The sequence below is a fragment of the Bradyrhizobium sp. SZCCHNS1050 genome (assembly GCF_032484785.1).
Lineage (GTDB): Bacteria > Pseudomonadota > Alphaproteobacteria > Rhizobiales > Xanthobacteraceae > Bradyrhizobium.
The window spans coordinates 3,753,304-3,778,437 of the sequence record NZ_JAUETR010000001.1 but is presented as its reverse complement, the minus strand read 5'-3'; the positions used below and the strand labels follow the sequence as shown (position 1 = coordinate 3,778,437).

At 66.6% G+C, this 25,134-nt stretch carries 20 protein-coding genes; 11 read left to right on the top strand and 9 right to left on the bottom strand.

Annotated features, from left to right (window positions below; all coding sequences use genetic code 11):
• Window positions 1–36 precede the first annotated feature (36 nt).
• The 3 genes from QX094_RS17055 to QX094_RS17045 form a co-directional block, all read right to left on the bottom strand.
• Window positions 37–1,371 (bottom strand): acyclic terpene utilization AtuA family protein, encoded by a 1,335-nt coding sequence (locus QX094_RS17055; protein WP_316185849.1) that lies wholly within the window; start codon window positions 1,369–1,371, stop codon window positions 37–39.
• A gap of 113 nt (window positions 1,372–1,484) precedes the next feature.
• Window positions 1,485–2,609: a GGDEF domain-containing protein gene (locus QX094_RS17050; protein ID WP_316185850.1), complete on the bottom strand. Its 1,125-nt coding sequence runs from the start codon at window positions 2,607–2,609 to the stop codon at window positions 1,485–1,487.
• 186 nt (window positions 2,610–2,795) lie between these two features.
• Entirely contained in the window at window positions 2,796–3,629 is an 834-nt protein-coding gene (locus tag QX094_RS17045; RefSeq protein WP_315713946.1) for a glucose 1-dehydrogenase, read from the bottom strand.
• A gap of 128 nt (window positions 3,630–3,757) precedes the next feature.
• Here QX094_RS17045 and xylB point away from each other — a divergent pair, with 128 nt between their 5' ends.
• The 5 genes from xylB to QX094_RS17020 all read left to right on the top strand — a co-directional run bounded on the left by xylB (window position 3,758) and on the right by QX094_RS17020 (window position 9,582).
• Complete coding sequence (gene xylB / locus QX094_RS17040; protein ID WP_316185851.1) at window positions 3,758–5,203, top strand: xylulokinase; 1,446 nt, start codon at window positions 3,758–3,760, stop codon at window positions 5,201–5,203.
• A 148-nt stretch (window positions 5,204–5,351) separates the two neighbouring features.
• Entirely contained in the window at window positions 5,352–6,875 is a 1,524-nt protein-coding gene (locus QX094_RS17035) for a sugar ABC transporter ATP-binding protein (protein WP_316165753.1), read from the top strand.
• A complete protein-coding gene (locus QX094_RS17030; RefSeq protein ID WP_315713943.1) occupies window positions 6,868–7,908 on the top strand; it encodes an ABC transporter permease subunit in 1,041 nt (346 codons plus the stop codon). The genes QX094_RS17035 and QX094_RS17030 overlap by 8 nt, the downstream gene beginning before the upstream one ends.
• Window positions 7,909–8,008: 100 nt before the next feature.
• A complete protein-coding gene (locus QX094_RS17025; protein WP_315713942.1) occupies window positions 8,009–8,956 on the top strand; it encodes an ABC transporter substrate-binding protein in 948 nt (315 codons plus the stop codon).
• A 287-nt stretch (window positions 8,957–9,243) separates the two neighbouring features.
• Window positions 9,244–9,582 (top strand): Rieske 2Fe-2S domain-containing protein, encoded by a 339-nt coding sequence (locus QX094_RS17020; RefSeq protein ID WP_315713941.1) that lies wholly within the window; start codon window positions 9,244–9,246, stop codon window positions 9,580–9,582.
• 65 nt (window positions 9,583–9,647) lie between these two features.
• Here the strand turns inward: QX094_RS17020 and QX094_RS17015 are convergent, their stop codons facing one another.
• The 4 genes from QX094_RS17015 to QX094_RS17000 all read right to left on the bottom strand — a co-directional run bounded on the left by QX094_RS17015 (window position 9,648) and on the right by QX094_RS17000 (window position 14,568).
• A complete protein-coding gene (locus tag QX094_RS17015; RefSeq protein ID WP_315713940.1) occupies window positions 9,648–10,958 on the bottom strand; it encodes a methyl-accepting chemotaxis protein in 1,311 nt (436 codons plus the stop codon).
• Window positions 10,936–11,457 (bottom strand): PAS domain-containing protein, encoded by a 522-nt coding sequence (locus QX094_RS17010; protein WP_315713939.1) that lies wholly within the window; start codon window positions 11,455–11,457, stop codon window positions 10,936–10,938. The genes QX094_RS17015 and QX094_RS17010 overlap by 23 nt, the downstream gene beginning before the upstream one ends.
• A gap of 444 nt (window positions 11,458–11,901) precedes the next feature.
• Window positions 11,902–13,419: an aldehyde dehydrogenase gene (adh, locus tag QX094_RS17005; protein WP_315713938.1), complete on the bottom strand. Its 1,518-nt coding sequence runs from the start codon at window positions 13,417–13,419 to the stop codon at window positions 11,902–11,904.
• Window positions 13,420–13,566: 147 nt separating this feature from the next.
• Entirely contained in the window at window positions 13,567–14,568 is a 1,002-nt protein-coding gene (locus tag QX094_RS17000) for a helix-turn-helix domain-containing protein (protein ID WP_315713937.1), read from the bottom strand.
• 327 nt (window positions 14,569–14,895) lie between these two features.
• Between QX094_RS17000 and QX094_RS16995 the strand changes: the two genes are divergently transcribed.
• Window positions 14,896–17,085, top strand: a complete 2,190-nt coding sequence (locus QX094_RS16995; RefSeq protein WP_315752629.1) for a methyl-accepting chemotaxis protein — start codon at window positions 14,896–14,898, stop codon at window positions 17,083–17,085.
• Window positions 17,086–17,169: 84 nt separating this feature from the next.
• Here QX094_RS16995 and QX094_RS16990 read toward each other — a convergent pair whose 3' ends face one another.
• Entirely contained in the window at window positions 17,170–18,636 is a 1,467-nt protein-coding gene (locus QX094_RS16990) for an outer membrane protein (protein ID WP_316185852.1), read from the bottom strand.
• A gap of 885 nt (window positions 18,637–19,521) precedes the next feature.
• Here QX094_RS16990 and QX094_RS16985 point away from each other — a divergent pair.
• Entirely contained in the window at window positions 19,522–19,665 is a 144-nt protein-coding gene (locus QX094_RS16985) for a hypothetical protein (RefSeq protein ID WP_315713934.1), read from the top strand.
• Window positions 19,666–19,745: 80 nt separating this feature from the next.
• On the opposite strand, the gene QX094_RS16980 is transcribed toward QX094_RS16985, so the two are convergent.
• Window positions 19,746–20,726: a catalase family peroxidase gene (locus tag QX094_RS16980; protein WP_316185853.1), complete on the bottom strand. Its 981-nt coding sequence runs from the start codon at window positions 20,724–20,726 to the stop codon at window positions 19,746–19,748.
• Between the two features lie 284 nt (window positions 20,727–21,010).
• Here QX094_RS16980 and QX094_RS16975 point away from each other — a divergent pair, with 284 nt between their 5' ends.
• The 4 genes from QX094_RS16975 to QX094_RS16960 all read left to right on the top strand — a co-directional run bounded on the left by QX094_RS16975 (window position 21,011) and on the right by QX094_RS16960 (window position 24,982).
• On the top strand, window positions 21,011–21,538 hold the full coding sequence (locus QX094_RS16975) for a ParB N-terminal domain-containing protein (protein ID WP_316185854.1): 528 nt from the start codon (window positions 21,011–21,013) through the stop codon (window positions 21,536–21,538).
• Between the two features lie 360 nt (window positions 21,539–21,898).
• Window positions 21,899–22,315 (top strand): DUF4396 domain-containing protein, encoded by a 417-nt coding sequence (locus QX094_RS16970; RefSeq protein WP_316185855.1) that lies wholly within the window; start codon window positions 21,899–21,901, stop codon window positions 22,313–22,315.
• Between the two features lie 172 nt (window positions 22,316–22,487).
• Window positions 22,488–22,850: a hypothetical protein gene (locus QX094_RS16965; RefSeq protein WP_315713930.1), complete on the top strand. Its 363-nt coding sequence runs from the start codon at window positions 22,488–22,490 to the stop codon at window positions 22,848–22,850.
• 257 nt (window positions 22,851–23,107) lie between these two features.
• Entirely contained in the window at window positions 23,108–24,982 is a 1,875-nt protein-coding gene (locus QX094_RS16960) for a pyrroloquinoline quinone-dependent dehydrogenase (RefSeq protein WP_315713929.1), read from the top strand.
• Window positions 24,983–25,134 lie beyond the last annotated feature (152 nt).

The window sequence follows — 25,134 nt, the reverse complement described above, 5'->3', positions numbered from 1 at the left end:
GCGCTGCCGAGAGCGATCCGTGAAGCCCTCGAAAACTCAGGCTGTCAGCATGCCGACGCAGAGCTGCGGCGCATCCTCGGCAACGAGACAGGAGGCGACGGCGATCACCTCGCGCGCCGATTTCCAGGCGCCGCCGCCACCTGCCGGGCCATTGGTGTAGAGCGTCTCGACCTCGTTGCCGATGCGGATCGCCTCCGCCATCGTCTCGGTCCGCCCGGCGACACGAACGCGCACCTCGTAGGGCTCGGCGCCCTGTGCGCGATCGTCGCCATGCAGCGCATTCAACCCGATCAGGTCGCAGCGCAGCTCGTTCACCGCCACGCCGGTGAGCGCGAGGCGCTCCCTGACGACATCGAGCGCAAGGTGGCCGCGCGTGACCGCGCCAGGGCCGGCATAGGAGATCTGCCCCTCGCCGATATAGGAATCGAGATAGCCGACCGAGGTCTTCAGCAGTCCCGTCTTCGGCCGGCCGCGACCGCCGACCACCCTGACCCGGTCCGGACCAAGCTCCTCGACGGTCACCTGCGAGAAATCCGCCACGACGTCGGGTTGGAAATATTGCTCGGGATCGTGGATCTCATAGAGCAGTTGCTCCTTCACGGTCGCCGGCGTGACGCAGCCGCCGGAGCCCGCGACCTTGGTCACGATCAGTTCGCCATCCTCGCGCACCTCGCCGATCGGAAAGCCGAGCCGGGCGAGATCGGGAACATCCTTCGCTCCGGGATCGGCGAAATAGCCGCCGGTGATCTGTCCGGCGCATTCGAGCAGATGACCGACGACGGTGCCCTGCCCGAGCCGGTCCCAATCATCCAGGGCCCAGCCGAACTCGTGGATCAGAGGTCCGAGAAACAGCGCCGGGTCGGCGGCGCGCCCGGTGATCACGACATCCGCGCCGGCCGCGAGCGCCTCCGCGATCGCGCCCGCCCCGACATAGGCGTTGGCCGAGACGACCCGATTGCCGAGGGCCCGGATCGTGTCACCGGTGTCGAGCACGACATCCGCTGTCTTCAACGGCTCCAGAACATCGTCGCCGGTCACGGCCGCGATCTTCAGCCCCGTCAATCCAAGCCGGCGCGCGATGGTGCGGGTGGCTTCGGCCGCGGCGACCGGGTTGGCCGCACCCATGTTGGTGACGATACGGACGTTGTTGGCGCGGCAGATCGGCAGCACGGCCTGCATGCGCGCCGCCAGCAGCGGATCATAGCCGGCGGCCGGATCCTTCATGCGCGCCTGCTGCGCCAGCGCGATCGTGCGCTCCGCCAGGCACTCGAACACGAGATAGTCGAGGCCGCCCTTCGCCGCGAGCTCCACCGCAGGCTCGATCCGGTCACCGGAATAGCCCGCTCCGGCGCCGATCCTGATGCTCCGCATCGGCCGCTCCTTCTGACATCGTGCGCCGTTCGTCGGCTTCTGCCGGCCACATTAGCGGCCGCGGTCCGAGCTTGCCAGCGTCCGCGTGGAGCGGTCAGGCTGCGATCGTGCTGCTAATCCGCGAGGGCCAGCGTCGGCGCCTCGCTGCTCGCCGTGCATGCGACGGCAACGGCCATGTGGTCGTCGGCCCAGCACCAACGCTGGCCGCCGGCACGCTTGGCCGCATAGAGCGCGCGATCGGCCTGGTCGAGCAGCGCCTCGGTGTCCGCCTGCCGATCCTCGGTGACCAGGATGCCGGCGCTGGCGCCGATCTGAACGCGCGTTCCAGCCAGCGTGAAGGGTTGCGACAGCGCCGTCACCGCCGCTTGCGCGAACGCGAGAGCGGCGTCACGTTCCACCGCGGGCAGCAGCAGCATGAATTCGTCGCCGCCGAACCGCGCCGCCAGGCCCGTTTCGCCGAGGCAATCCTGCAGACGTGCGCCGACCTGGCACAGCAGCTCGTCACCGGCCTGATGGCCGAACCGGTCGTTGACGAGCTTGAAGCCATCGAGATCGACCGCGATGATGGCGACGGGGCGATCGCACCGGCCGAGCGCGGCGATGAACGCGGCGCGGTTCGGCAGGCCGGTGAGGAAATCGCGCAGCGCCTGCCGCGCCAAGGCCTGCTGCGCCGTGATCCGCTCGGTGAAGGCGGCCGTGAGTCGATACGACGTGCCGCGCAGCGTGATCCAGAACAGCACCACCATGCCGGCGCCCATCCGGTACACCGGCTCGGGCTGCATCAGACAAGCCACCACGGTCGGAATCAGCAGCACCGCCGAGGAGGTCATGACGATCCATGGGCTGACCCGCGACACGATGCCGACGCAGAAGGCCATCGACAGGCCGAAGCACATCCAGATGCCGGGCCCGTCGCCGATCTGAAACGCGCGTGCCGACAACGCACCGACGGCCAGACCGAAGGCGGCGGCGCCGAGGCCGTAGAGGCGTTCCCAGCGAATGATCGCATCGTGATCGAGCCGATCGAAGCGCGCGGCGAACATCCGTAGCTTGAGAACACGAAGGGCGCCGATCACCAGCAGCACCACCGTGATCGCGGCGTAGCCCGGATCGCGCGCAACCCAGGCCATCACGCTGCCGATCACGACGGCGGCGGCCGAGATCGTCCCGACCAGCGGCATCGAGCTGTACAGCAGATGCGCGAGATCGCGACGAATGTCCGGGTCCAATCGATGCATCGCAATTCCAGTTCGCCAAGCGCGCGCACTCTCGTACCCACGCCTTAACGAAATCTCGCTGCACCCGCGAAGGGCTGCCATGCGCCGCGGATGCTTAAGAGATCCTCACCGCGACGATGACAATGCAAGTGGATACAATGCGAATGATGGTACGCGCACGCGCGCATGAGCGATGCAGGGGCGGGATCAGCTCGCCCAATTGTCTCGGAATTCGCCGAACAGCGTGATGCCGCCGCATGCATAGATCGTCTGTCCGGTGATGTAGCTCGCTTCGGACGAGGCGAGAAAGGCGAACACGCCGGCGATCTCTTCCGGGCTCGCCACCCGCCCCATCGGAATGTGGGACTCGACCGCCGCGCGCTTGGCCGGGTCCCCGGTCCAGGCCGCGTTGATCGGCGTGTCGACGGCGCCCGGCCCGACCGAATTGACGCGGATGCCGCGCCCGGCGAATTCGAGCGCCAGGGTCCGCGTGAGGCCCGCCATCGCGCTCTTACTGATCGAATAAGCGAGATAGCCGGGCTTCGGAATGATCTGGTGCACGCTTGAGGTGTTGATGATGTTGCCGCCGCCGCGCGTGACGAAATGCGCCAGCGCGTGACGCGCGCAGAGCACGGCACCGTTGAGGTTGACCTCGAGGATCTTGCGATACGTGTCGACGTCGAGCGCCTCGCTGGGCGATTCCCGCTGAAAGCCGGCATTGTTGACCAGGCAGTCGAGCCGGGGCCAGCGCTTCAGCACCGTCTCGAACATCTCGGCGATCTCGGCCTCGACGCCGATGTCGGCCTTCACGGCAACGTGATCACGCGAGCCGTGACCATGCGCGGCTGAGGCGGCCTGCACCAGCGCCAGGGTTTCGTCGCCGGACGGCGACGGGCCGCCGAAATTGATCGCGACATGCGCACCCTCCTCGGCAAACCGCACCGCGATCGCGCGGCCGATGCCTTGCGTTGCGCCCGTCACCAGCGCGTAGTGTCCGACGAGACGCGACGCCCGTTCGGCTGGTTGGTCAGATGGCTCCATGTCTCGACTCCGTGAAAATGATCTCGCCTCAGCGCCCTGCGATGACTCGCGTTCGGATGACAAGGCTATCAGGAGTCTGGTATCGCTCCACTCCGTATCCGTCGTTGCGCACGCAGGCGTGAGACGTCATGTATCTCGGCATCGATCTTGGAACATCCTCGGTCAAGACGATCATCGTCGATGACACGCAGCGCGTCGTTGCGAGCCGCAGCCACGCCTTGACGATGGACGTGCCGCGACCGGGCCGGGCCGAGCAGGACCCCGCCGCATGGATCGGCGCGGTGTTCGCCACGCTCGATGCGCTGAAGGCCGATCATCCCGGCGCGTTGGCGGCGGTGGACGCCATCGGCCTGTCGGGTCAGATGCATGGCCCGGTGCTGCTCGATGCCGCGACGAATCCGTTGCGGCCCTGCATTCTCTGGAACGACGGCCGGTCGGAGCGCGAATGCGCTGCGCTGGAGCAGCGCTGGCCCGCCTTGCGCACGATCACCGGCAACAAGGCGATGCCCGGCTTCGCCGCGCCGAAGCTGATGTGGATCGCGGCGCACGAGCCCGAGATCTTCGCGGCCACGCGGCTGGTTCTGCTGCCGAAGGCCTATGTCCGGCTGGTGCTGACGGGCGATGCGATCGAGGACATGTCCGATGCGTCCGGCTCGCTCTGGCTCGATGTCACCAGGCGCGACTGGTGCGACGAGGGCCTCGCCGCCACCGGCCTCACCCGTGCGCAGATGCCGCGCCTCGTCGAAGGCTGCGCGCCGGCAGGCCGGCTGCGCAGCAACCTCGCGGAACGCTGGGGCATGACGAAGCGTCCGGCCTTCGCGGGCGGCGCCGGCGACAACCCGGCCGGCGCCATCGGCATCGGTGCTGTCCGGCCGGGCGCCACATTCATCACGCTCGGCACGTCCGGCGCCGTGATCTCGCCGGTCGACGCCGTCACGGCCAATCCCGAGCGCGTCGTTCACACCTTCTGTCATGCCATCCCGGCGATGTGGCTACAGGCTGGCGCGATGCTGTCGGCGGCCTCATGCCTCGCCTGGGTCGCGCGGCTGCTCGGCGCGAGCGAGACCGAGCTGCTCGCCCCGCTGGGCGCGGGCCCCGCCGCGCCGTCGCCGGTCAGCTTCCTGCCCTATCTCTCGGGCGAGCGCACGCCGCATGACGATCCCCATGTCCGCGGCCTGCTCGACGGCCTGAGCCACGCCACCGACCGCAACGCCATCGTCCAGGCGGTGCTCGAGGGCGTCGCCTTCGCACTGGCCGACTGCCGCGACGCGCTGACGGAAACCGGGCTCGTCATTGCCAAAGCGGATGCGATCGGCGGCGGATCGCGCTCGGACCTTTGGCTGGCGATCCTGGCGAATGTGCTCGGCATTCCCGTTCATCGGCTGGCCGAGGGCGAGACCGGCGCCGCCTTCGGCGCGGCGCGGCTGGCACGTCTTGCCGTCACCGGTGAGGACATCGGCGCGGTCTGCACGCCGCCGGCGCGCGTGCGGACCTTCGCTCCGGACGTCGCGCTGTCGGCAGCCTATGCCGAGCGGCGGCCGCGCTGGCGACAGCTCTATCGTCGGCCGAGCTAACCGGATCTCTGAAAGGCATTCGTCGCGGCGACGTGTTGCGGCGGCGTCTCTTTCATATTGTATTCGGCAACAGCCTCTAGTTTAATGGCTTCCCGCGCCAGCGATCAACGAGCCGCGGACGACGAGACGACGTGCATTGGGAGGCACGATGAGCGGTCCGATCCTCGAGATGCGCGGGGTGTCGAAGTCATTCTTCACCATCAAGGCCCTGCACAAGGTCGACCTCACCGTCTACGCCGGCGAAGTCCATGCGCTGATGGGCGAGAACGGTGCCGGCAAATCCACGCTGATGAAGATTCTCTCCGGCGCCTATCGCCCGGATCCCGGCGGTGAGATCCGCATCGAGGGCCGGCCGGTGCGCATCGAAGGGCCGATGGGCGGCCGCAACGCCGGCATTTCGATCATCTACCAGGAGTTGTCGCTGGCGCCGAACCTGACGGTCGCCGAAAACATCTATCTCGGCCGCGAGCTGTCGCAGAGCGGCCTGCTCGCGCGCAGCGCGATGCGCGAGGGCGTCGGACCGATCCTGGATCGGCTCGGCGCCGATTTCACGGCCTCCACCTTGGTGGCCGAGTTGTCGATGGGCCAGCGCCAGCTGGTGGAGATTGCCCGCGCGCTGCATGCACGATCCAAGATCCTGATCATGGACGAGCCGACCACCTCGCTGTCGGCCGGCGAGAGCGAGAAGCTGTTCGCGCTGATCCGCCAGCTCCGCGCCGAAGGGCTCGCCATCATCTACATCTCGCATCGCATGGACGAGGTCTATGCGCTCGGCGACCGCGTCACCGTGCTGCGCGACGGCCGGCTGGTCGGCTCGCTCGACAAGCCGGAGATCCGCGCCGACAGCATCGTCCGCATGATGGTCGGCCGCGACGTGTCGTCGTTCTACAAGAAGGACCACGACCCGCACGCCAAGCGTGATCGCGCGGTGCTCAGCGCTGTCGACCTCGGCGACGGCCATCGCGTCAAGAATTGCTCGCTGACCGTTCATGCCGGCGAGGTGGTCGGCCTCGCCGGGCTGATCGGCGCCGGACGCACCGAGCTCGCGCATCTCATCATCGGAGCCGCGCCGAAGACGACCGGACACATCGAGCTCGACGGCGAGAAAGTCAGCATCGACACGCCGCGCGATGCGCTCGATGCCGGCATCGCCTATCTGACCGAGGACAGGAAGGCGCTCGGGCTGTTCCTCGACATGTCCTGCGCCGACAACATCAACCTCGCCGTGATCGGACGGGACGCGAAGCCCGGCGGCATTCTCGACCGCGACAAGGCGCGCGCACGCGCCGACGAGGCGTTCAGCGCGCTCGGCATCCGCGCTCCCAATCCGGGCGTCACCGTCGGCGGCCTGTCGGGCGGCAATCAGCAGAAGGTGCTGCTGTCCCGCCTGCTTGCGACCGCGCCGAAGGTCCTGATCCTGGACGAGCCGACCCGCGGCGTCGATGTCGGCGCCAAGTCCGAGATCTATTCGATCATCGACAATCTCGCCAAGTCCGGCACCGCGATCCTGGTGATCTCGTCCGACCTGCCGGAAATTCTCGGCATCTGCGACCGCGTGCTGGTGATGCGCGAAGGGCATCTGGCCGGCGAGCTGCAGCAGAGCGCGACATCCCCCATCACCCAGGAAGACATCATGGCGCTGGCCACCGGGACGGAGCACGTCGATGCCTGACAACAGTTCGTCGCAAGCCAAGACCGCGCCTTCATCCGGCCTGCCGTCCGCATCGGACAACAAGCAGCAGCGGCTACGGCTGATGATCCGCGCCGCCGGCATGCTGCCGGTGCTGCTGATCCTCTGCGTCGGCTTCCACATGCTGTCCGACGGACGCTTCTTCTCCGGACAGAATCTCGGCATCGTGCTGCAGCAGGCCGCCGTGAATACCGTGCTCGCCGCCGGCATGACCTTCGTCATCCTGACCGGCGGCATCGATTTGTCGGTCGGCTCGATCCTCGCCGCGGCTGCCATGGCCGGCCTGACACTGTCGAAGATGCCCGATCTCGGCGCACTGTGGCTGCCGGCCGCGGTGCTGACGGGCCTTGCCTTCGGCGTCGTCAATGGCGCGCTGATCGCGCTATTGCGGCTGCCGCCGTTCATCGTGACACTCGGGTCGCTCACGGCGGTGCGCGGTCTCGCCCGCCTGATGGGTGGCGACACCACCGTGTTCAACCCATCGATTCCCTACGCCTTCATCGGCAACGCCTCGCTGACGATCATTCCCGGCGTCGTCTCGATCCCCTGGCTGTCGGTGATCGCGCTGCTGGTGATCCTGGGCTCCTGGCTGATCCTGCGCCGGACCGTGCTCGGCGTGCACATCTATGCCGTCGGCGGCAATGAGAGCGCCGCGCGGCTCGCCGGCATCAAGGTCTGGGCGGTGCTGATCTTCGTCTACGGCATGTCCGGCCTGCTCGCCGGCCTCGGCGGCGGCATGCAGGCGGCGCGGCTCTATGCGGCGAACGGTCTGCAGCTCGGCCAGTCCTACGAGCTCGACGCGATCACCGCCGTCATTCTCGGCGGCACGTCGTTCGTCGGCGGCATCGGCTCGATCTGGGGCACGCTGGTCGGCGCGCTCATCATCGCGGTGTTGTCGAACGGGCTCATCTTGGTCGGCGTGTCCGACATCTGGCAATACGTCATCAAGGGCCTCGTGATCATCGGCGCCGTCGCGCTCGACCGCTACCGGCTGCAGGGCTCGGCCCGCACCTGAGACAACATGGCGGGCGCCACCGGGGCCCGCCACAACGCATTCTTCCACGGCCACTGGTCCGCCGTGCGTAGACGAACAGGAAGGACCAGGGAGGAAACACATGGTCAAGTCGATGTTATCAGCCGGTGCCGCGCTGGCGCTCGTGATGAGCTCCGCGCCGTCATCGGCCAAGGAGCTGAAATCGATCGGCGTGTCGCTGGGTTCACTCGGCAACCCGTTCTTCGTCGCGTTGTCGAAGGGCGCCGAGTTCGAGGCCAAGAAGACCAATCCCAACGTCAAGATCACCGCGGTCGGCTTCGAATATGATCTCGGCAAGCAGGTCACCCAGATCGACAATTTCATCGCCGCCGGCGTCGACATGATCCTGCTCAACCCGGGAGATCCCAAGGCGATCGGCCCGGCGATCAAGAAGGCGCAGGCGGCCGGCATCCTCGTCGTTGCGGTCGACACCGCGGCCGAGGGCGCCGATGCCACCGTGACGACCAACAACGTGCAGGCCGGCGAGATCTCGTGCCAGTACATCGTCGACAAACTCGGCGGCAAGGGTGACGTGATCATCGAGAACGGGCCGCAGGTGTCGGCGGTGATCGACCGCGTCAACGGCTGCAAGAGCGTGTTCGCCAAGGCCCCCGGCATCAAGGTTCTCTCCAGCGACCAGGACGGCAAGGGCTCGCGTGAGGGCGGCCTCACGGTGACGCAGGGCTATCTCACCCGCTTCCCGAAGATCGACGCCATCTTCGCCATCAACGATCCGCAGGCGATCGGCACCGATCTCGCTGCGCGTCAGCAGCAGCGCACCGGCATCATCATCACTGCGGTCGACGGCGCCCCCGACATCGAGGCGGCGCTGAAGGATCCGGCCTCGCAGCAGATCCAAGCCTCGGCCTCGCAGGATCCGTTCTTCATGGCCCGCCGCGCCGTGCAGATCGGCGTCGGCCTGCTCAATGGCCAGAAACCGGCCTCGACGGTCGAGCTGCTGCCCTCCAAGCTGATCACGCGCGACAATGTCGGCGAGTACAAGGGTTGGACCTCGGAGCGGAAGGAATAGAGCTCGATCGTCGACCCGCATCTGATTGAAAGCATCGAGAAGCGCCGCCCTCTCTGGGGCGGCGTTGTGCTTGGAACCACATTCTGTCTCGTCGGCGTGCCTTCAACGACCGATCGCCGTAGACTCGCACGTCGATGGCAGATGTGGCAAACAACGTTCTCGACGGGGGAATTCAACCTGCGCTGCGCCTTGTCGCGTTTGCGACAAGACTCCCCTGTTTGTCCCGCTTTCCGCTGGTCCGGAACTTGCGTGGGCCTGCCTGACCGCATCAATCAGCAGGCGATCCGATGGCTTTCACCGCAGTCTGTCCGACAAGCGCCATGACCGAAGGCGGCATGGGCCTGTACCAGGTCGGCAAGAAGAGCGTGCTGCTGCTCTGGCCCCGTGGCGGCGAGCTGAAGGCCTATCGCGGCCGCTGCCCGCATGCCGACGTGCCGCTGGCGGAAGCGACCTTCGACGGCCGGACGATCACCTGCCCGCATCATCAATGGGGCTTCGACGCCACCCACGGCAAGTGCGTCACCCACCTCGTCCGCAATGCGTTGCACGCCTACCCGCTGCAGGTCGAGGGCGATGAGATCCAGGTGGATGTCGGGCCGGTGAAGCCGGCACGCGCCGCGAGCTGATCGGGCCCAGGCCGGCCGGGCGCTCGACGGTCGCGCGGCAGACACCTGCCCGCACACCGCCGCAGCTATCCCGTTGCCATCAGCCGCTTCATGAACTGGTCGACCTCGCGACGCAGCGTCTCGACCTCACCATGGACCCGCTCGGAGGCATTGTTGACCCGCGCCGCGATCCGGCCGGTGTCGGCGGCAGCGCTGCTGATCGCGCCGACATTGGACGCGACCCGTGCCGTGCCGGACGAGGCTTCCTGAACGTTGTGCGCGATGTCTCGCGTCGCCGCCGCCTGCTGGTCGACCGCGGCCGAGATGGCGGAAGCGATCTCGTCGATCTCGGCGATCGTTCGCGCGATCGCCTCGACCGACGCGACCGACGTGGAGGTCGAGTGCTGCATCTCGTTGACCTTGGCGCTGATCTCTTCGGTCGCCTTGGCGGTCTGATCGGCAAGACTCTTGACCTCGGCCGCAACGACGGAAAAACCGCGCCCGGCGTCGCCGGCCCGCGCCGCTTCGATCGACGCGTTGAGCGCCAGGAGATTGGTCTGTTCCGCGATCTCGCTGATCAGCTTGACCACGTCGCCGATCCGGACCGCGGCATCGGCCAGTTCGCGGATCTCCCCGCCGGCACGATTGGCCTCGCTGACCGCACGCCCGGCGCTTTCGGTGGAGCGTGAAACCTGCCGGCCAATTTCGGCGATCGAGGACGCGAGCTGATCGGCCGCGCCCGCCGCCGTCTGAACATTGGACGACGCGCGCCCCGAGGCGGCGATCACATCCTCGGTCTGGCGGCTGGTTTCCGTCGCGGCCGTCGCGACGTGGCCGGCATCGGACTCGAGATCCTCCGCCGCACCGACGAGGCTGACGACGATCTGATCGAGTTGGGTGCCGAACTGCCGGGCCAGACCCGCAATGTCGACCACCCGGCGGCCGAGGCTGTCGGTGCCCTGGTTGATGATCGCCGCGGACCGGCGGAATGCGCCAGGCAGGCCTCGCGCCATGATCTTGCGGAAATGCTTGCCGCGGCTGGCATAGTCCATCGAGGCCGACGCTTCGCGCACGAAGGCGTCGGTGATGTCGAGCATGTCGTTGATCGATTTCTGCAACAAACCGATGTCGCCGTGCTGGCGCCGGCTCAGCACCCGCGGCTCAAGGTTGCCTTTGGCCGCGCTGTGACACACCATGGCCGCCTCCGCGACCACGGCGGCCGCCAAGCGCAGCTGCCACAGGGCAAGGCCGAGCAGCAGCGCGACCGCGATGAGCAGCGCTCCGCCTGCCGCGGGCGGGGTCGCGCCGGCGACGACGAGCCAGGCCAGCGCGCCAAGCGCCAGCAGCGCAGCGGCCGCGATCGCGATCTGCGCCTTAGAGAGAGAGCACGAACTCATCATATTCAACGCCTTGTTGTTTGATCACCGCGACCATCATGTCAAAGCTTGCGCGCAGGCCGTCCTTGGCATTGGCGTGGCGCGCCTCTTCGTCGCACAGCGCCTTGTAGATGGACTTGAGCCGCTCGATCGGCGCACGATCGGGTCTGCGGCGGTTGGAATGGTAGCCGATGATATTGCCCTGGTCGTCCAGCGTCGGCGTCACATGGGCGAGCACCCAATAATGGCTGCCGTCCTTGGCCAGGTTGACGACATAGGCGAAGATCTCGCGCTTGGCCTCCAGCGTGTCCCACAGCAGCTTGAAGACGCAGCGCGGCATCTCGGGATGGCGGATCAGGCTGTGAGGCGCTCCCAGGAGCTCGTCATAGCTATACCTGGCCATGCGAACGAAGACGTCGTTGGCGTAGGTGATGCGTCCCTTGCGGTCGGTCTTCGAGACGATCAGGTCTTCTTCGCCGAGCATGTGCTCGATTCCCGTCGGCTTCACAACGTGGGCCATGGCTGGTCCTCCTTGCGGTCATCACGATGCGGGGCGGACAGACGGGATGTCCCGGCCTTCACGGACGGTCCGGTCGACGCGCTGGCGGAACCGGCGTCGTCCGGCATGCGGCCGGGTGTCGCCGAGACCCCCATCGACCGGCTTTCGTCGGCTCAGGAAAAAGGCTGTCCGCCTCACCGGCCTCAATCTGACGTTAACTGTCAAACATCGCGTTAACCGGGAGGTCCGCCAAACTACAGAGACCGCCCGCGGCAGGGACGGGACGCGCCGGCTCGATGGTCGGCGTTGGGTCTGGACCGCTGGCCGGAGGATCGCATCGGCCGTCGCCTTGTCGGAAGGTGTGGCACAAGGACCAGGAGGTGCGTACGTGACGCCACGCAACCTCGTGAGACGCGCACGGGCCGGTCGGGGCGCTCATGCCCGACCGGCCCGGCGCCCCCTGCCTCAGAAGAAGCCGAGCTTCTTCGGGCTGTAGCTGACCAGCATGTTCTTGGTCTGCTGGTAGTGGTCGAGCATCACCTTGTGGGTCTCGCGTCCGACGCCGGACTGCTTGTAACCGCCGAACGCCGCATGCGCCGGATAGGCGTGATAGCAGTTGGTCCAGACGCGCCCCGCCTGGATGTTGCGGCCGAAGCGGTAGCATGTGTTGGCGTCGCGGCTCCACACGCCGGCCCCCAGGCCGTAGAGCGTGTCGTTGGCGATCGCCAGCGCCTCGTCCTCGGTCTTGAAGGTCGTGACCGAGACGACCGGCCCGAAGATCTCCTCCTGGAACACGCGCATCTTGTTGTGTCCCTTGAACACCGTCGGCTTGACGTAATAGCCGCCGGCGAGATCGCCGCCGAGCATGTTGCGCTCGCCACCGATCAGGAGCTGCGCACCCTCGTTCTTGCCGATGTCGATGTAGGACAGGATCTTGGTGAGCTGCTCCGAGGAGGCCTGCGCGCCGATCATGGTGGCGGGATCGAGCGGGCTGCCCTGCACGATCGCGCCGACGCGCTTCAGCGCGCGCTCCATGAAGCGCTCGTAGATCGACTCGTGGATCAGCGCACGGCTCGGGCAGGTGCAGACCTCGCCCTGGTTGAGCGCGAACATCACGAAGCCCTCGATCGCCTTGTCGAGGAAGTCGTCGTCCTCGGCGCAGACGTCCTTGAAGAAGATGTTGGGCGACTTGCCGCCGAGTTCGAGCGTGACCGGGATCAGGTTCTGGGACGCATATTGCATGATCAGCCGCCCCGTCGAGGTCTCGCCGGTGAAGGCGATCTTGGCGATGCGGTTCGACGACGCCAGCGGCTTGCCTGCTTCGAGGCCGAACCCGTTGACGACGTTGAGCACGCCCGGCGGCAGCAGATCGCCGACGATCTCCATCAGCACGAGGATCGAGGCCGGGGTCTGCTCGGCCGGCTTGAGCACGACGCAGTTGCCGGCGGCGAGCGCGGGCGCGAGCTTCCAGGCCGCCATCAGGATCGGGAAATTCCACGGAATGATCTGGCCGACGACGCCGAGCGGCTCGTGGAAGTGATAGGCGATGGTATCGTGGTCGATCTCGGCGATCGAGCCTTCCTGCGCGCGGATCACGCCGGCGAAATAGCGGAAGTGATCGATGGCGAGCGGGATGTCGGCGGCGGTCGTCTCGCGGATCGGCTTGCCATTGTCCCAGGTCTCGGCGAGCGCGAGCTTGTCGAGATTGGCCTCCATGCGGTCGGCGATCCGGTTGAGGACCATCGCGCGCTCGGTGACGCTGGCGCGGGCCCAGCCGTCCTTGGCGGCATGCGCGGCGTCGAGCGCGGCCTCGATGTCGGAGGCATCGGAGCGCGCGATCTGGCACACCGGCTGGCCGGTGATCGGCGAGATGTTGTCGAAGTATTTGCCGGCGTTGGGGGCCTTCCAGGCGCCGCCGATGAAATTGTCGTAACGCGCAGCGAACGGCGGCTTGAACGCCGCATTGACGTCAACCTTGGTCATCTGTCTCTCCCATTCACGCCGATGCACACGGCGTTGGAGACAGGCTCGATCAAACCGACGCAACAGACCAGAGGCCGGAGCGAGCGCGTCCGAGGAAGTGTCGCAGTTCTGCGACATCTTGGCTGCGATTCGACAGCCGCGGCGCGTTCACCGCTCGAGCCCGAGCCGCTTCATCTTCCGGTGCAGGGTGGCGCGCGACATGTCGAGCTCCTTCGCCGCCTTCGAGACGTTGCCGCCGGCGCGCGCCAGCGCGCGCTTCAGAACAGCACGCTCGGCGGCGTCGATGTCGTCGCCCTCGGTGGTTGCGTCCTTGATCAGGTCGCCGGCTGGCACCGGGCGCGCCAGCGCGGACGAAGAAAGGTTGAGCGCACGGCGCGCCGCCCGTGTGGCACCGATGACGAGGTCGTTGCGATCGACTGCCAGCAGCGAGTTGATCTCGCGCTCGCTGTCCGGCGTGAGCACGATGCGGGCGTGCGGAAAGGCCTGGCGGAAATTCTCCGCCTCGATCAGGCGCGCGGCATCCGCGACGGTGGTCGCGATCAGCCGGCTGAAGCCTTCGGTGAGATCGGCACGACAGGAGGAGACGTCGAGCGCGGCCTTGAGCTGACCGTGCTCGTCGAAAATCGGCGCGGTGGTGCAGAACAGGCGCGCGTTGCGCGACAGGTAGTGCTGATCGCGGTCGATGGTCAGCGGCCGCTTCTCGACCAGGCAGGTGCCGATGGCGTTGGTGCCCTCGTGCCGCTCGCTCCACACCGCGCCGGTCCACAGGCCCCAGGATTCGAAGGTGGCGTCGTCCCCGCGGGCGCCGCGGCGCTCGAGCACGGTGCCGTCGGCATCGGCGAGCAGCACCGAGCAGCCGACGCCCCCAACCGCCAGGAACAGCCGGTCGAGGCTCGCCTGCGCGATCGCGAGCAGCCGCCCGAGCCGCGCGCGCGCGTCCGCGATTTCGGCGGCAGTCAGGCGAGCCGGCAGCTTCGGCGTGGCGGGATCGAGCGCATGGAGATGGCCGGAGCGGCGCCATGATGCCGCGAGCGCCGAGACCGCCGGCGCGCCTCTGTCGGCTCTGCTGTCTGCGTCAGCCTTCGCATCCCCCTTGGCCAAGGCCTCCAGGACGCGATCCGAATGGGCATTCCCGGGCGAACGCCCCATGTCCCTCCTCCCGGCTCTGCCCGCGTTGGCGCGGCTTATTGCTAGACTAGCGCAACTACAGCACCGCGGTTTGACCGGCGTCAAGGAACGCCGACCAGGCTGCAATCCTTCGCTCGCCGCCGGGGCCGCGACCGATGCCTCACTTTCCCCGGACGACTACGGGGGTGTCGCAACACTGCGACACTCCCTCGCCCGAACTGGTCCGTGTGCCCTGAAATGGAGCCGGTGCCTTGAAGCGCATTAATCCTCAGTCCGGATGGTTCCCGTATGCGCTTCGCACCGACGAACGTCATTGCCGGTGTCGCGAGGCAACCATGAGAGGGAAACATGCGCCTATCCTTTGCGGCAATACGCTCCATCCAGACCAAGATCGCCTTGATCGCCGGCTTCTGCCTGGCGCTCACCTGCGTCATCCTGATCGGCTATGGTCTGTTCTCGACGCAGAGCATGAACCAGTACGTCAACCACGAGGTGATGCAGCTCGTCGATCGCCAGACCAAGGAGAGCCTGATGAACCGGGCCTCCACCGAGGCCAACGTCATCAAGGCCGAGCTGGAGGTCGGGTTCGACGCCGCGCGCACGCTGGCGCAGTCCTTTGCGGTGTTGGCTGACGCCAAGAACGGGACCGCCACGAGCGCCCGCCGCGCGCAGCTCAACGCCGTGCTGCGGCACGTGCTGGAGCTCAATCCCGCCTTCAACGGCACCTATTCGGCCTGGGAGCCCGACGGGCTGGACGGCAACGATGCGGCCTTCAAGGCCAACAAGGAAATGGGCTCCGACCACACCGGCCGCTTCCTCCCCTATTGGACGCGAAGCGCCGGCGGCGCAATCGCCGTGCAGCCGCTGGTCGAATACGACAGCAGCGAGCGCCATCAGAATGGCCTCGTGAAGGGCGCCTGGTACATCAACCCGAGCACCACCGGGAGGGAGAACATCCTAGGACCGCTGCCCTACATCGTCCAGGGCAAGCCGGTGTTCCTGGCCACGATGTCCGTTCCCGTCATGATTGACGGCAAATTCCGCGGTCTCGCCGGCGCCGACTACAATCTCGACTTCGTGCAGAAGCTGGCGGTCAAGATCAACACCTCGCTGTTCGACGGCAAGGGCAAGGTCGTGATCCTCAACGACACCGGCCTCGTCGTCGCCGACAGCGCCGACCAGAACGTCATCGGCAAATCCGCCGCCGAGGCCGACTCGCGCTGGGCCGACAGCGCCGCCATCGTTCGCACCGGCAAGGGCACCGTTCTCGACGAGCCCAACAATCCCAACGTCGACATCTACGCCCCGATCACATTCGGTCTCACCGACACGCCCTGGTCGGTCGTGATCTCCGTCCCGCGCGACGTCGTTCTCGCCTCCGCACGGCAGCTCGACGCCTCGCTCAGCGGCCGCTCGACCAACAACACGCTGTGGCAGCTCGGGGTCGGAACGGTGATCACGGCGCTTGCGATCTTCCTCATCTGGGTGGCGGCACGGGGCATTGCCCGTCCGATCCAGGATTGCGCCGTGTTTGCCGATGGCATCGCCAAAGGCGACTTCAACCAGACCCTCACCATCGAGCAGGCGGACGAGGTCGGAGCCCTCGCCACCTCCCTGAAAGCCATGCAGGGCGACCTGAAGCAGAGCATCGCGCAGCGCGCCGAGGACCAGGCCGCCGCCGACGCCCAGCGTCGCCACGCGATGAGCCAGATGGCGGATCAGTTCGAGGCGTCCGTCGGCGGCATCGTCGAAACCGTGTCGGCTGCCTCGAGCACGCTGGAGACGTCGGCCGGCTCGTTGAGCGCCACCGCGGAGCGGGCGCAGACGCTGGCTACGACGGTCGCCGTGGCATCGGAGCAGGCGTCCACCAACGTGCAGTCGGTGGCGTCCGCGACCGAGGAGATGGCCTCCTCGGTGACCGAGATCAGCCGCCAGGTGCAGCAGTCCGCGCGCATGGCCAACGAGGCCGTCACGCAGGCACGCTCCACCACGGGGCGGGTCGGCGAGCTGTCGAAGGCGGCCGCGCGGATCGGCGACGTCGTCGAGCTCATCAACAGCATCGCCGGCCAGACCAACCTGCTCGCCCTCAACGCCACCATCGAGGCGGCACGGGCGGGCGACGCCGGACGCGGCTTTGCCGTGGTCGCCACCGAGGTCAAGGCGCTTGCCGAGCAGACCGCGAAGGCGACCGGCGACATCGGCCAGCAGATCGCGGGCATCCAGACCGCCACCCAGGAGTCCGTCGGCGCGATCCGCGAGATCAGCGAGACCATCGAACGTCTGTCGGAGATCTCGGCCACCATCGCCGCCGCAGTCGAGCAACAGGGCGCGGCGACGCAGGAGATCTCGCGCAACGTCCAGCAGGCGGCCCAGGGCACGCAGCAGGTCTCCTCGAACATCACGGATGTGCAGCGCGGCGCAAGCAGCACCGGGACCGCGTCCTCCGAGGTGCTGTCGGCCGCAAAGCTGCTGTCGCGTGACAGTGGCCGCCTGAGGGACGAGGTCGGCAAGTTCCTGAGCTCGGTCCGCGCGAGCTGAGCGCCGGCCGACCAAAACCGAAAAGGCCGCCTGGATGAGCCAGGCGGCCTCGTCGTGTTGGATGCAATGCGTCTGCTGCTGATCTCAGCGGCCGCCGCGCGACAGCATCTCGAAGCGGTAGTTGACACCGACCATCGCCGTGTGGAGCTGGGTCTTCTGGCTGACGACGTTCGGCCCTCCGGTGATCGCGGCGGCGCCCGGCAGCGTGCCGGTCACGGTGCCGAAATCGGCGTAATCATATTCCGCGAAGGCCGACCAGTTGCGGGCGAACATCCACTCGACGCCGGCGCCGACCGTCCATCCGCTGCGGTTGAACGCCACGCTCGCCGACTGCCCGGTGGCGGTGTTGACGACCGAAACGTTGGTCCGTGTCCACGCCGCACCACCGCGCACGTAGGCCAGGATCTCAGGTGTCACGAGATAGCCGGCACGCACCGTGGCGGTGTAGAGGTTGCTCGTCCGCGTGTTCATCGTCAGCGCCGGCCCGAGCGGGCTCGACGCGTTGATGATGCCGATATCGGCCATGGCCTGGATGCCGACGACGAAGCGGTCCATCTGATAATCGCAGCCGAGCTGCAGGCCGCCGATGACGTCGCTGCCATTGCTCGAGATGGCGGTCGGAATCTGCACGGCAGCGACGGGCAGCGGCGCCACGTTGCCGCCGCCTGCCACCGGCGGCTGGTTCTGCGGCGGCGGGTTGCCATTGTTGCCCTGCGGCGGCGGGTTCGGCTGGCCGCCGCCATTGTTCGGCGGCGGATTCTTCGGCGGCCAGGGCTTGTCCGGATGATACGGCCATCCGCCATGATGGTAGTTGCCGCCCTGCTGCTGCCAATGATCCTTGTCGGGCTGCTTGTCGCCATAGCCGCCCTTGCCGTCATCATTGTCGCGCGGCTTGCCGCCCCAGCCATAGCCGCCATGCTTGTCGTCGTCGCGTTGATCCGGCTTCAGCCAGGCGTAGCTGTCACGCTCGCTCTTCAGCGGCTGCTTCGACCAGCCGAAACCGAGTGGCTTGTCGTATCCGTCGTCCTTCTTCCCACCCCATCCGGAAGCCGGCTTGTCGTGATCGTCCTGCCGATCACGGTGCAGCCAAGCCGATCTGTCGGAGTAGCCGTTTGAATGCAGCTGCGACCAGCCGCTCGACTTGTCATGGTCGTCGTCGTGATGCTTGTCGAACCAGCCGCCACCATATTTGACGTCGTTGTAGTTGTTGTCCTTGTTCTTGGATGGCGCCGACGGCCAGGACGACTTGTTGTCGCCGCCTTTCGATCCAACCTTTGGCCAGTCGTGATCCTTGTCGCCATACGGCTTGCCGGGCTGCCACCAGCCCTTGTCGCCGCGCTCACAGATCGGGGGCTTTTGCGGCGGCTTATGCGGCGGCTTCCACCCGCCGTTATTCCCGCCGGGGTTGTTCGGCGGCGGCGGGTTCGGCGCAGGGTTTGCAACCACAGGCGGGTTGTTCGCGTTGCCGACCGGTTGCTGCACGGGCTGAACGGGCGCGGCGGCGGCATTGGCGACCTGGCTCCACGTCTGCTGCTGGCGTGACCAGGCCATCCCGGCATTCGCGCCGGCATGGCAGCCACTCCACCTGTAGGCGAAGACGTCAGGCGGCGGGAGCGGGGGAGGCAGGGCGAGATCAGTCGCCCAGACCGATGTCGTACTTCCTGCGAAAGTAGATAGGCAAAGGCATACGCCAAATACGCGACGCATCGAACTCACAACTCCTGAACACGTGCCGCAACAAACGGCGGCCGCATCAGGAGGGTGAGATTGTGTCGCGAACTGAATTGAAAAATGTCATTCGGAAGGAATGCAGATCGGGCCCCCGACGCGATCGAGATTCGGCTTTGACTGTTGCACGCAAGATGCAGGATTCTGGCAAAAAGAAGCAGCGCGCGACACGATTGCGACAAATGGCGCGATGCGCGATGCCGTCGCGGCTCATGAGTTCATTCGTAGACGAACGTGCGCACCGAACTCACTGGATGCGCAGCGCGCGGCCCCGCGCTCGACGGCATGCTTCCTAATCGCGCGCACCTCGCGATCGTCGTCCTTCACATCTACTACACGTCTCGATTGCATCACATCGAGCAGGGCGGCATATCGGCTGCACGGTCGCCATCGTCTTCGACGCGCCGACGCTCGGCGGTCCATGCGTGTCGACAACCCCTGCTCTTGGTTTCGCCGTTATCGCGCAGCCTGTGCGACGTCATCGATCGGGAGAGAAAGCGGCGGACGCCGCCGTAATCGCACCGAATGAGGCGTGGCTCCGTCAACGTTGCGGCAACTCATCGGGGGCGCGTGCCGCGAAGCATCCATAATTGCGGCCGGTTGTGTCGTGCTCACTCGCCGGGCTCGAAGGCCCCGCAGAGGGTGTCGATCCGATCCTGCACTCCGCAGAGATGCACCCATTTCCGCTCGTTCTGGATTGCGATGAGGATGGAACGAAGCAAGGGCACGGCCGATCGCGACCGGAAATACGGATTTGAGCTCGCCGCCAAATCGTCCGGTCATCAGCACAAGCGCCGCCTGCGCCGCCCGCGCATCATGGCTGGGCTCGCCTCGGCCATGACGACAGACTGAGGCCCGTCGGGCGGATCAGCGCAGCGTGATCCGCCGCACCGCGCGGTGCGCACGGCACATAGCGTGTCATGCCACCATCATCACGGATTGCGCCGGGAGAACGAGATGGCATAGGCGCCGTTGCGGATGTCGATCATCGGATCGTCGGAGGCCTCGATACCGTCGGTGAGCTGGCCCGGCAGGAACAGCCGCTTCTTCTGCGCGGCGTCGCTGTCTTCGACCGCCTTGTCGATCGTCAGCACGCCGAGCTCGACCAGCTTGCGATCGTCAGGCCACGGTTTGGCCGGATCCTTGGTGTCGTCGCCGGCCGCGGCGAGCTGCGCCTTGAAGCGGAACGTCACCGGCCCCTGCTTCAGCCGCGCCGGCAGCTCGGCCATCAGGAAGTCCGGCGCGCGTTTCGCCGCGTCCTCCTGGTCGATATGCACGACCTTCTCCGGCAGCATCTGCCAGCGCACCGCCTGCTTCTCGCCGGCCTTGTTGACGAGGACGAAGGCGTTGACGCCGAAATAGGCCTCGTCGGCAAGACTGTCTGGCGTCGCGATGGTGCCGAGCGCCGCCGGCACCGAGGGATGGCTGGCGATGAACTGCTCGAGCCTGGTCGGCTTGACCGCGTTCGGTCCAGAGTCCGCGATCGCCAGGAACAGATCGCGCAACTCCGCACCGGTCGAGACGGGGAAGAATTTCAGCGAATTGATCACGAGGTCCATGTCGCTGCCATCGGCGAGATGAAACTTCACCGCCATGCCGTGCGGATTGGCGTCGCCGGAGCCGTCCGGCAGGTTCGGCACGCCGGTGGAGTCCGAGAACCGCACCGTCACCGGAATCTCGCCGCCGCTGAACAGCGACGCCTTGCTCAAGGTTGCCGCCTCGGTCGACGGCTTGAACTTGCCCTCGACCACGACGCCCTTGGCGTGATTGGCGCGAAAGCCGGCGTGCACGCCGAACACCTTGTTCATCGCATTGACGAGTTGCTCCTCGACCGGCGGTTCCTGCGCGAGGGCAGCGGCGGGCAACGCGAGAGCAATCCCGGCCAGCGCGGCAACGAGTGTGCGTATCGTCATGAGCGGCGTCCTCCTGTATGAGCGATGCAGCATAGCAGCATGAATTGACGCGTGAGCGATTTTCGAGCGCGGCCGATTGGGCGCCCATCACAGCGGCATGATCCACCTTGCGGTCTGACAGGAGCCATCACGCCCCATCACCGCTCCTTGCGGCGAGATGGCGAATGTCTCTATTGTAGCCGCACGTGCCCGGTCTGCCTCCCTCCGCCCTGCGGTGCGGATCCGGGGATCGTGCCCCCTCCGACCCTGACGCCGGACGGCGCGCCCACGACGGAGTTTCGACTGTGTCCGCACCGGAAAGCTTCCCCATCGACAAGATCCACATCCCCGACAAGAAGCGCAAGGCGCTGAAGCAGGACGCGGTCGACGCGCTGGCCGAAAGCATTTTGGAGGTCGGCCAGCGCGAGCCGATCCTCGTCCGCCGCGACAAGGACCATTTTGTCCTGGTCGAAGGTCTGCACCGCCTCGAAGCCTGCAAGGCCCTCGGCGAAAGCGCCATCATGGGTCTGCTGATCTCCGCCGAGGAAGCCCGCCAGCGCGAGCTGCCACCGCCGCCCGTCGATCCTGAGCGCGAGAAGATGGAGCGGCTGCGCAAGCTGCGGCTGGAGAAGGAGGAAGCGGAGAAGCTCACAACGGCGCCGAGGGGCGTCTCTGGCGCCCATGCCGCGACGCGCCCGCGCGCGCCGACGGAGACGACGAGCCGGAGCAACAGGCCTGCCACCGCGAAACCATCGCGCCCCGGACAAGGATCGTCGCCCCGGACCTTGTCGGATTGGATCAAGCAACAAGAGCGCAGCGGCGGGCGATACTGACGGTTTCAACGCGCGAGTTCCTCCCCGGCCACGGTCTGATTGAGCGGCAGTCCTTCTGGCGGGTCAGCGCAGCGCGATCCGCCCGGCGGCCTCTCCGATGCGCCTTGCGCAGCGGGATCAGGCTGCATGCAGATCGGACCGGCCTGGATCTGCCCGTAGGCGCCGCGAGTCCGTCCCGCATGTTGCTCCGCGGAGGACGGTGCGGGACGGGATCGCTAGGCAACTCGGATCAAGCCCGTCCGACTCAGCGCGACGCGAGGGAGCGCGGCAATCACTGCGAGCATGCCAAAGGCTGCGACGTTGGCCCCCACGTCCCTCGTCGCAACCGCCTTCGGCTGAAAAAGCCTATTCTCGGAGAAGATGCTCGCCGTCTGGATCATCGACTTTTTGCGCGCTTACGGGTTCGGACGCCGTTTCCGGTATTTCACGATTGCGCCGATGCGAGGTCTGTCGCTCGGCCAGGGGCTTATCGCGGCCGCCAAGGCCGATACGATTTCGATCGCGTCTTGGCCGGTCGGAATGCACGGCGTCACACTTGCCATTTCCACGGCCTCCGACACGTGCTCGGCACGCGACTGGAGGTCTACGGCTCGTGAAGGTCAGCAGCCCGGAGTTCCGTGCTCCTGGGTTCCTCACTTCCCACCCGGCGAACTGGTGGCTTCTGACTCGGGGCTCGAAGGAGAAGAAGTAGCGACCTCCGCGGCCGATCGAGGCCCGTTTGGTATTGAGCTGCGGATTGTCTCACGCCCCCCGCTATACCGACAGTGCCAGAGATAGTCCGCCATGCGCCGAGGAATTGGGTTGGCAAACCGGATGGGGGCCCTTCTCGGCCCCGAACGGGTACGGATGCGGCGCGTGGAACCCCTGCTTCGACGAGACATTCTTTTCTCGTCCGTTGAATCACCGCCGCTGCCCCGCGCTCGTCGGCCATGAATCTTGGAGCGTTGACTTGACCTCATTTGAGCAGAGGCCGCTCGGCCCGATCATCATCCTCGTGGCAGCCGCCGCCGGCACGCTGCTCGGCCTCTACGACTACCTAGCTCCTTTGACCGGGGTCACTGGCGCCCCGGGCGCGTTGCTCGTCATCGGATCCAGTCTGGCACTCGTCTTCGACGCCTTCGTCCTGTGGTTTGGTCGAAGCGGGTGGCTCTTCTGGGTGTTCTGGTCCCTCGGGCTGCTCGGCGCGCTCGGCACAATAACCGCCGCCTGCTTTCTGCATGCGTGGTGGCTGGCGGCGGCCACGGTCGTCGCACTCGTCGGATTGATTGTGACGCTTGTCGCCCCACCCCAGCCAAGAAGAGCCGTGGCATGAGAATCCGTTCATTCTGCCGTAGCGCCCCATTTGCGGCGCTTACGCTGGCGGTCATGGTCGCGCTGCCGCCGGCGATTGCACAGAACGACACTGCTCATCCGGCTGCCACCCCCGGAAGCATTCCAGGCCCAGAGCAGCATGGGCCTTCGAGCACTGGCTCGGAGCAGCCCCACAGCAATGCCGGTCGCGCATCGTCAGCACCGGGCAACGAGCAATCGGGAGCTGCCGACGCAGGCGCTCAGCTGCCGTCCGGCAGCTTGCCCACGCCGAAGCCGATCCCGCTCGTCCCGACCCATGCCGTCTGGAATACGTTTCACGGTCAGCTCAATGCCCAGAAGTACTCTCCCCTGACCCAGATCACAGCCGACAATGTCCGATCGCTGGTAAAGGTGTGGGAGTATCACACCGGCGACGTTTCGGATGGGTCGGGCAAGCTGCCGACCAGCGTCTGGTCCGCCACGCCGATCTTTGCCAATGACACGCTCTACATCGGCACGCCGTTCTATCGCGTTGTTGCGCTGGAGCCCGCGACCGGAAAGGTCAAATGGACCTTCGACTCCAAATCGACGCTCAAGGCCTTGACCCAGCCGGCGCTGAAGAACCGCGGGGTCGCCTATTGGGAGGCAGCGAATCCCGTCGCGGGCCAGCCGTGCCAGAAGATCGTCTATCTCGGCACCATGGACGCGCAGCTCTTTGCCATGGACGCGGATACTGGCAAGCTCTGTCGTGATTTCGCGAACGGCGGCGTCCTCAACGTCGATCAGTGGAACGACGTGAACAACAAATATCCGCTTTCGTTGCTTCAGCCGCCGACGGTCGCGGGCAATCACGTGATCCTGGGCTGGGCCGGCAAGGACTGGGCCTATGCTGAAGCACCGCCCGGCACCGTATTCTCGCTCGATCCGCAAACGGGCAAGCGACAATGGTCCTTCGCTACGCTGCCGCCGAAGATCGCGTCCCGCACCGGCACCGCCAATGTGTGGACGGGCATGTCGGTCGACGAGGGACTTGGATTGGTCTATCTCCCGGTCTCCAGCCCCTCCCCGAACTACTGGGGCGGCAACCGCACCGAGCCGATCCCGTTGGCCACATCGACAACGGCCCTCAACCTCGAAACCGGCGAGGTCGTTTGGTCTCGCCAGTGGGTGCACCATGACATCTGGGACTACGACATCAACTCCGCGCCGACGTTGATGGACATCACCGTCGATGGGAAGCAGATCCCAGCGCTGATGCAGGCAACCAAGATGGGGTTCCTCTTCGTCGTCGACCGACGCACTGGCAAGGACGTCTGGCCGATCGAGGAGCGCAAGGTGCCTGGTGGCGACGGCTCGATCCAGGGCGAAATCTACGCGCCGACGCAGCCGTTTCCGATCAGGCCGGCGCCGCTGCTCGACCAGTCGAAGAAGCCTCCCATCTGGTGGGTCGCCGACGCCCTCGGGCTCGGCCAATGCTCGAGGCTCTGGAAGAGCCTCAATTACGCCGGCATGTACTCACCGCCGACCCACAAGGACAGCGGCGTGCTCGCCTATCCCGACTCGGCCGGCGGCGTGCAATGGGGCGGCGTAGCCTTCGATCCGCGCGGCAAGACCGCGATCGTCAACTTCTCGCACGTGGTGCAATCCATCAAGCTCTACCCCCGGAAAGAATATGAGCAGCGCGCAGCCGGCTCGGGCAACGAGCAAGGCTTCTATCCTCAAGAGGGTGCGCCATACGGCATGTCACTCGACAACGCGCTGAACTGGCTCGGCATGCCCTGCTGGAAGCCGCCATTCGGCGAGATCGCCGCCATCGACATGACCACCGGTGACATCAAATGGCGCCGTCCCATCGGCGCCTCCCAGAAGTGGGGCTTCTACATGCCGGAGTCGATGGGATCGGTGACGATCGGCGGCCCGGCGGTTACGGCCGGAGGCGTGATCTTCATCGGAGCCTCGATGGACGCCAAGGTGCGGGCCTACGCGCTGGCCGACGGCAAGGAGCTCTGGTCCGACATCGTCCAGGCCCCCGCGGTCGCCAATCCCGCCGTCTATGAGTACAAGGGCCGCGAATACGTCGCCTTCATCGCGGGCGGCAACACGATCCTCAAGGACCAGGTCGGCGATCAGGTCGCCGTCTACGCTCTACCGTAGTGCGGCGGTGCTCGCCAGCTGGCTTGCGCTGAACCGTAGCGGAATGGCTTCCGTGCCTACGCCGCGGCGATACAGCTGCCGTCGCATTCGCTGCGCAGATGGCGCGGCCGACTGGACCGCGGCGAGGTCGCGATCGCCGGCGGGCGCATCCT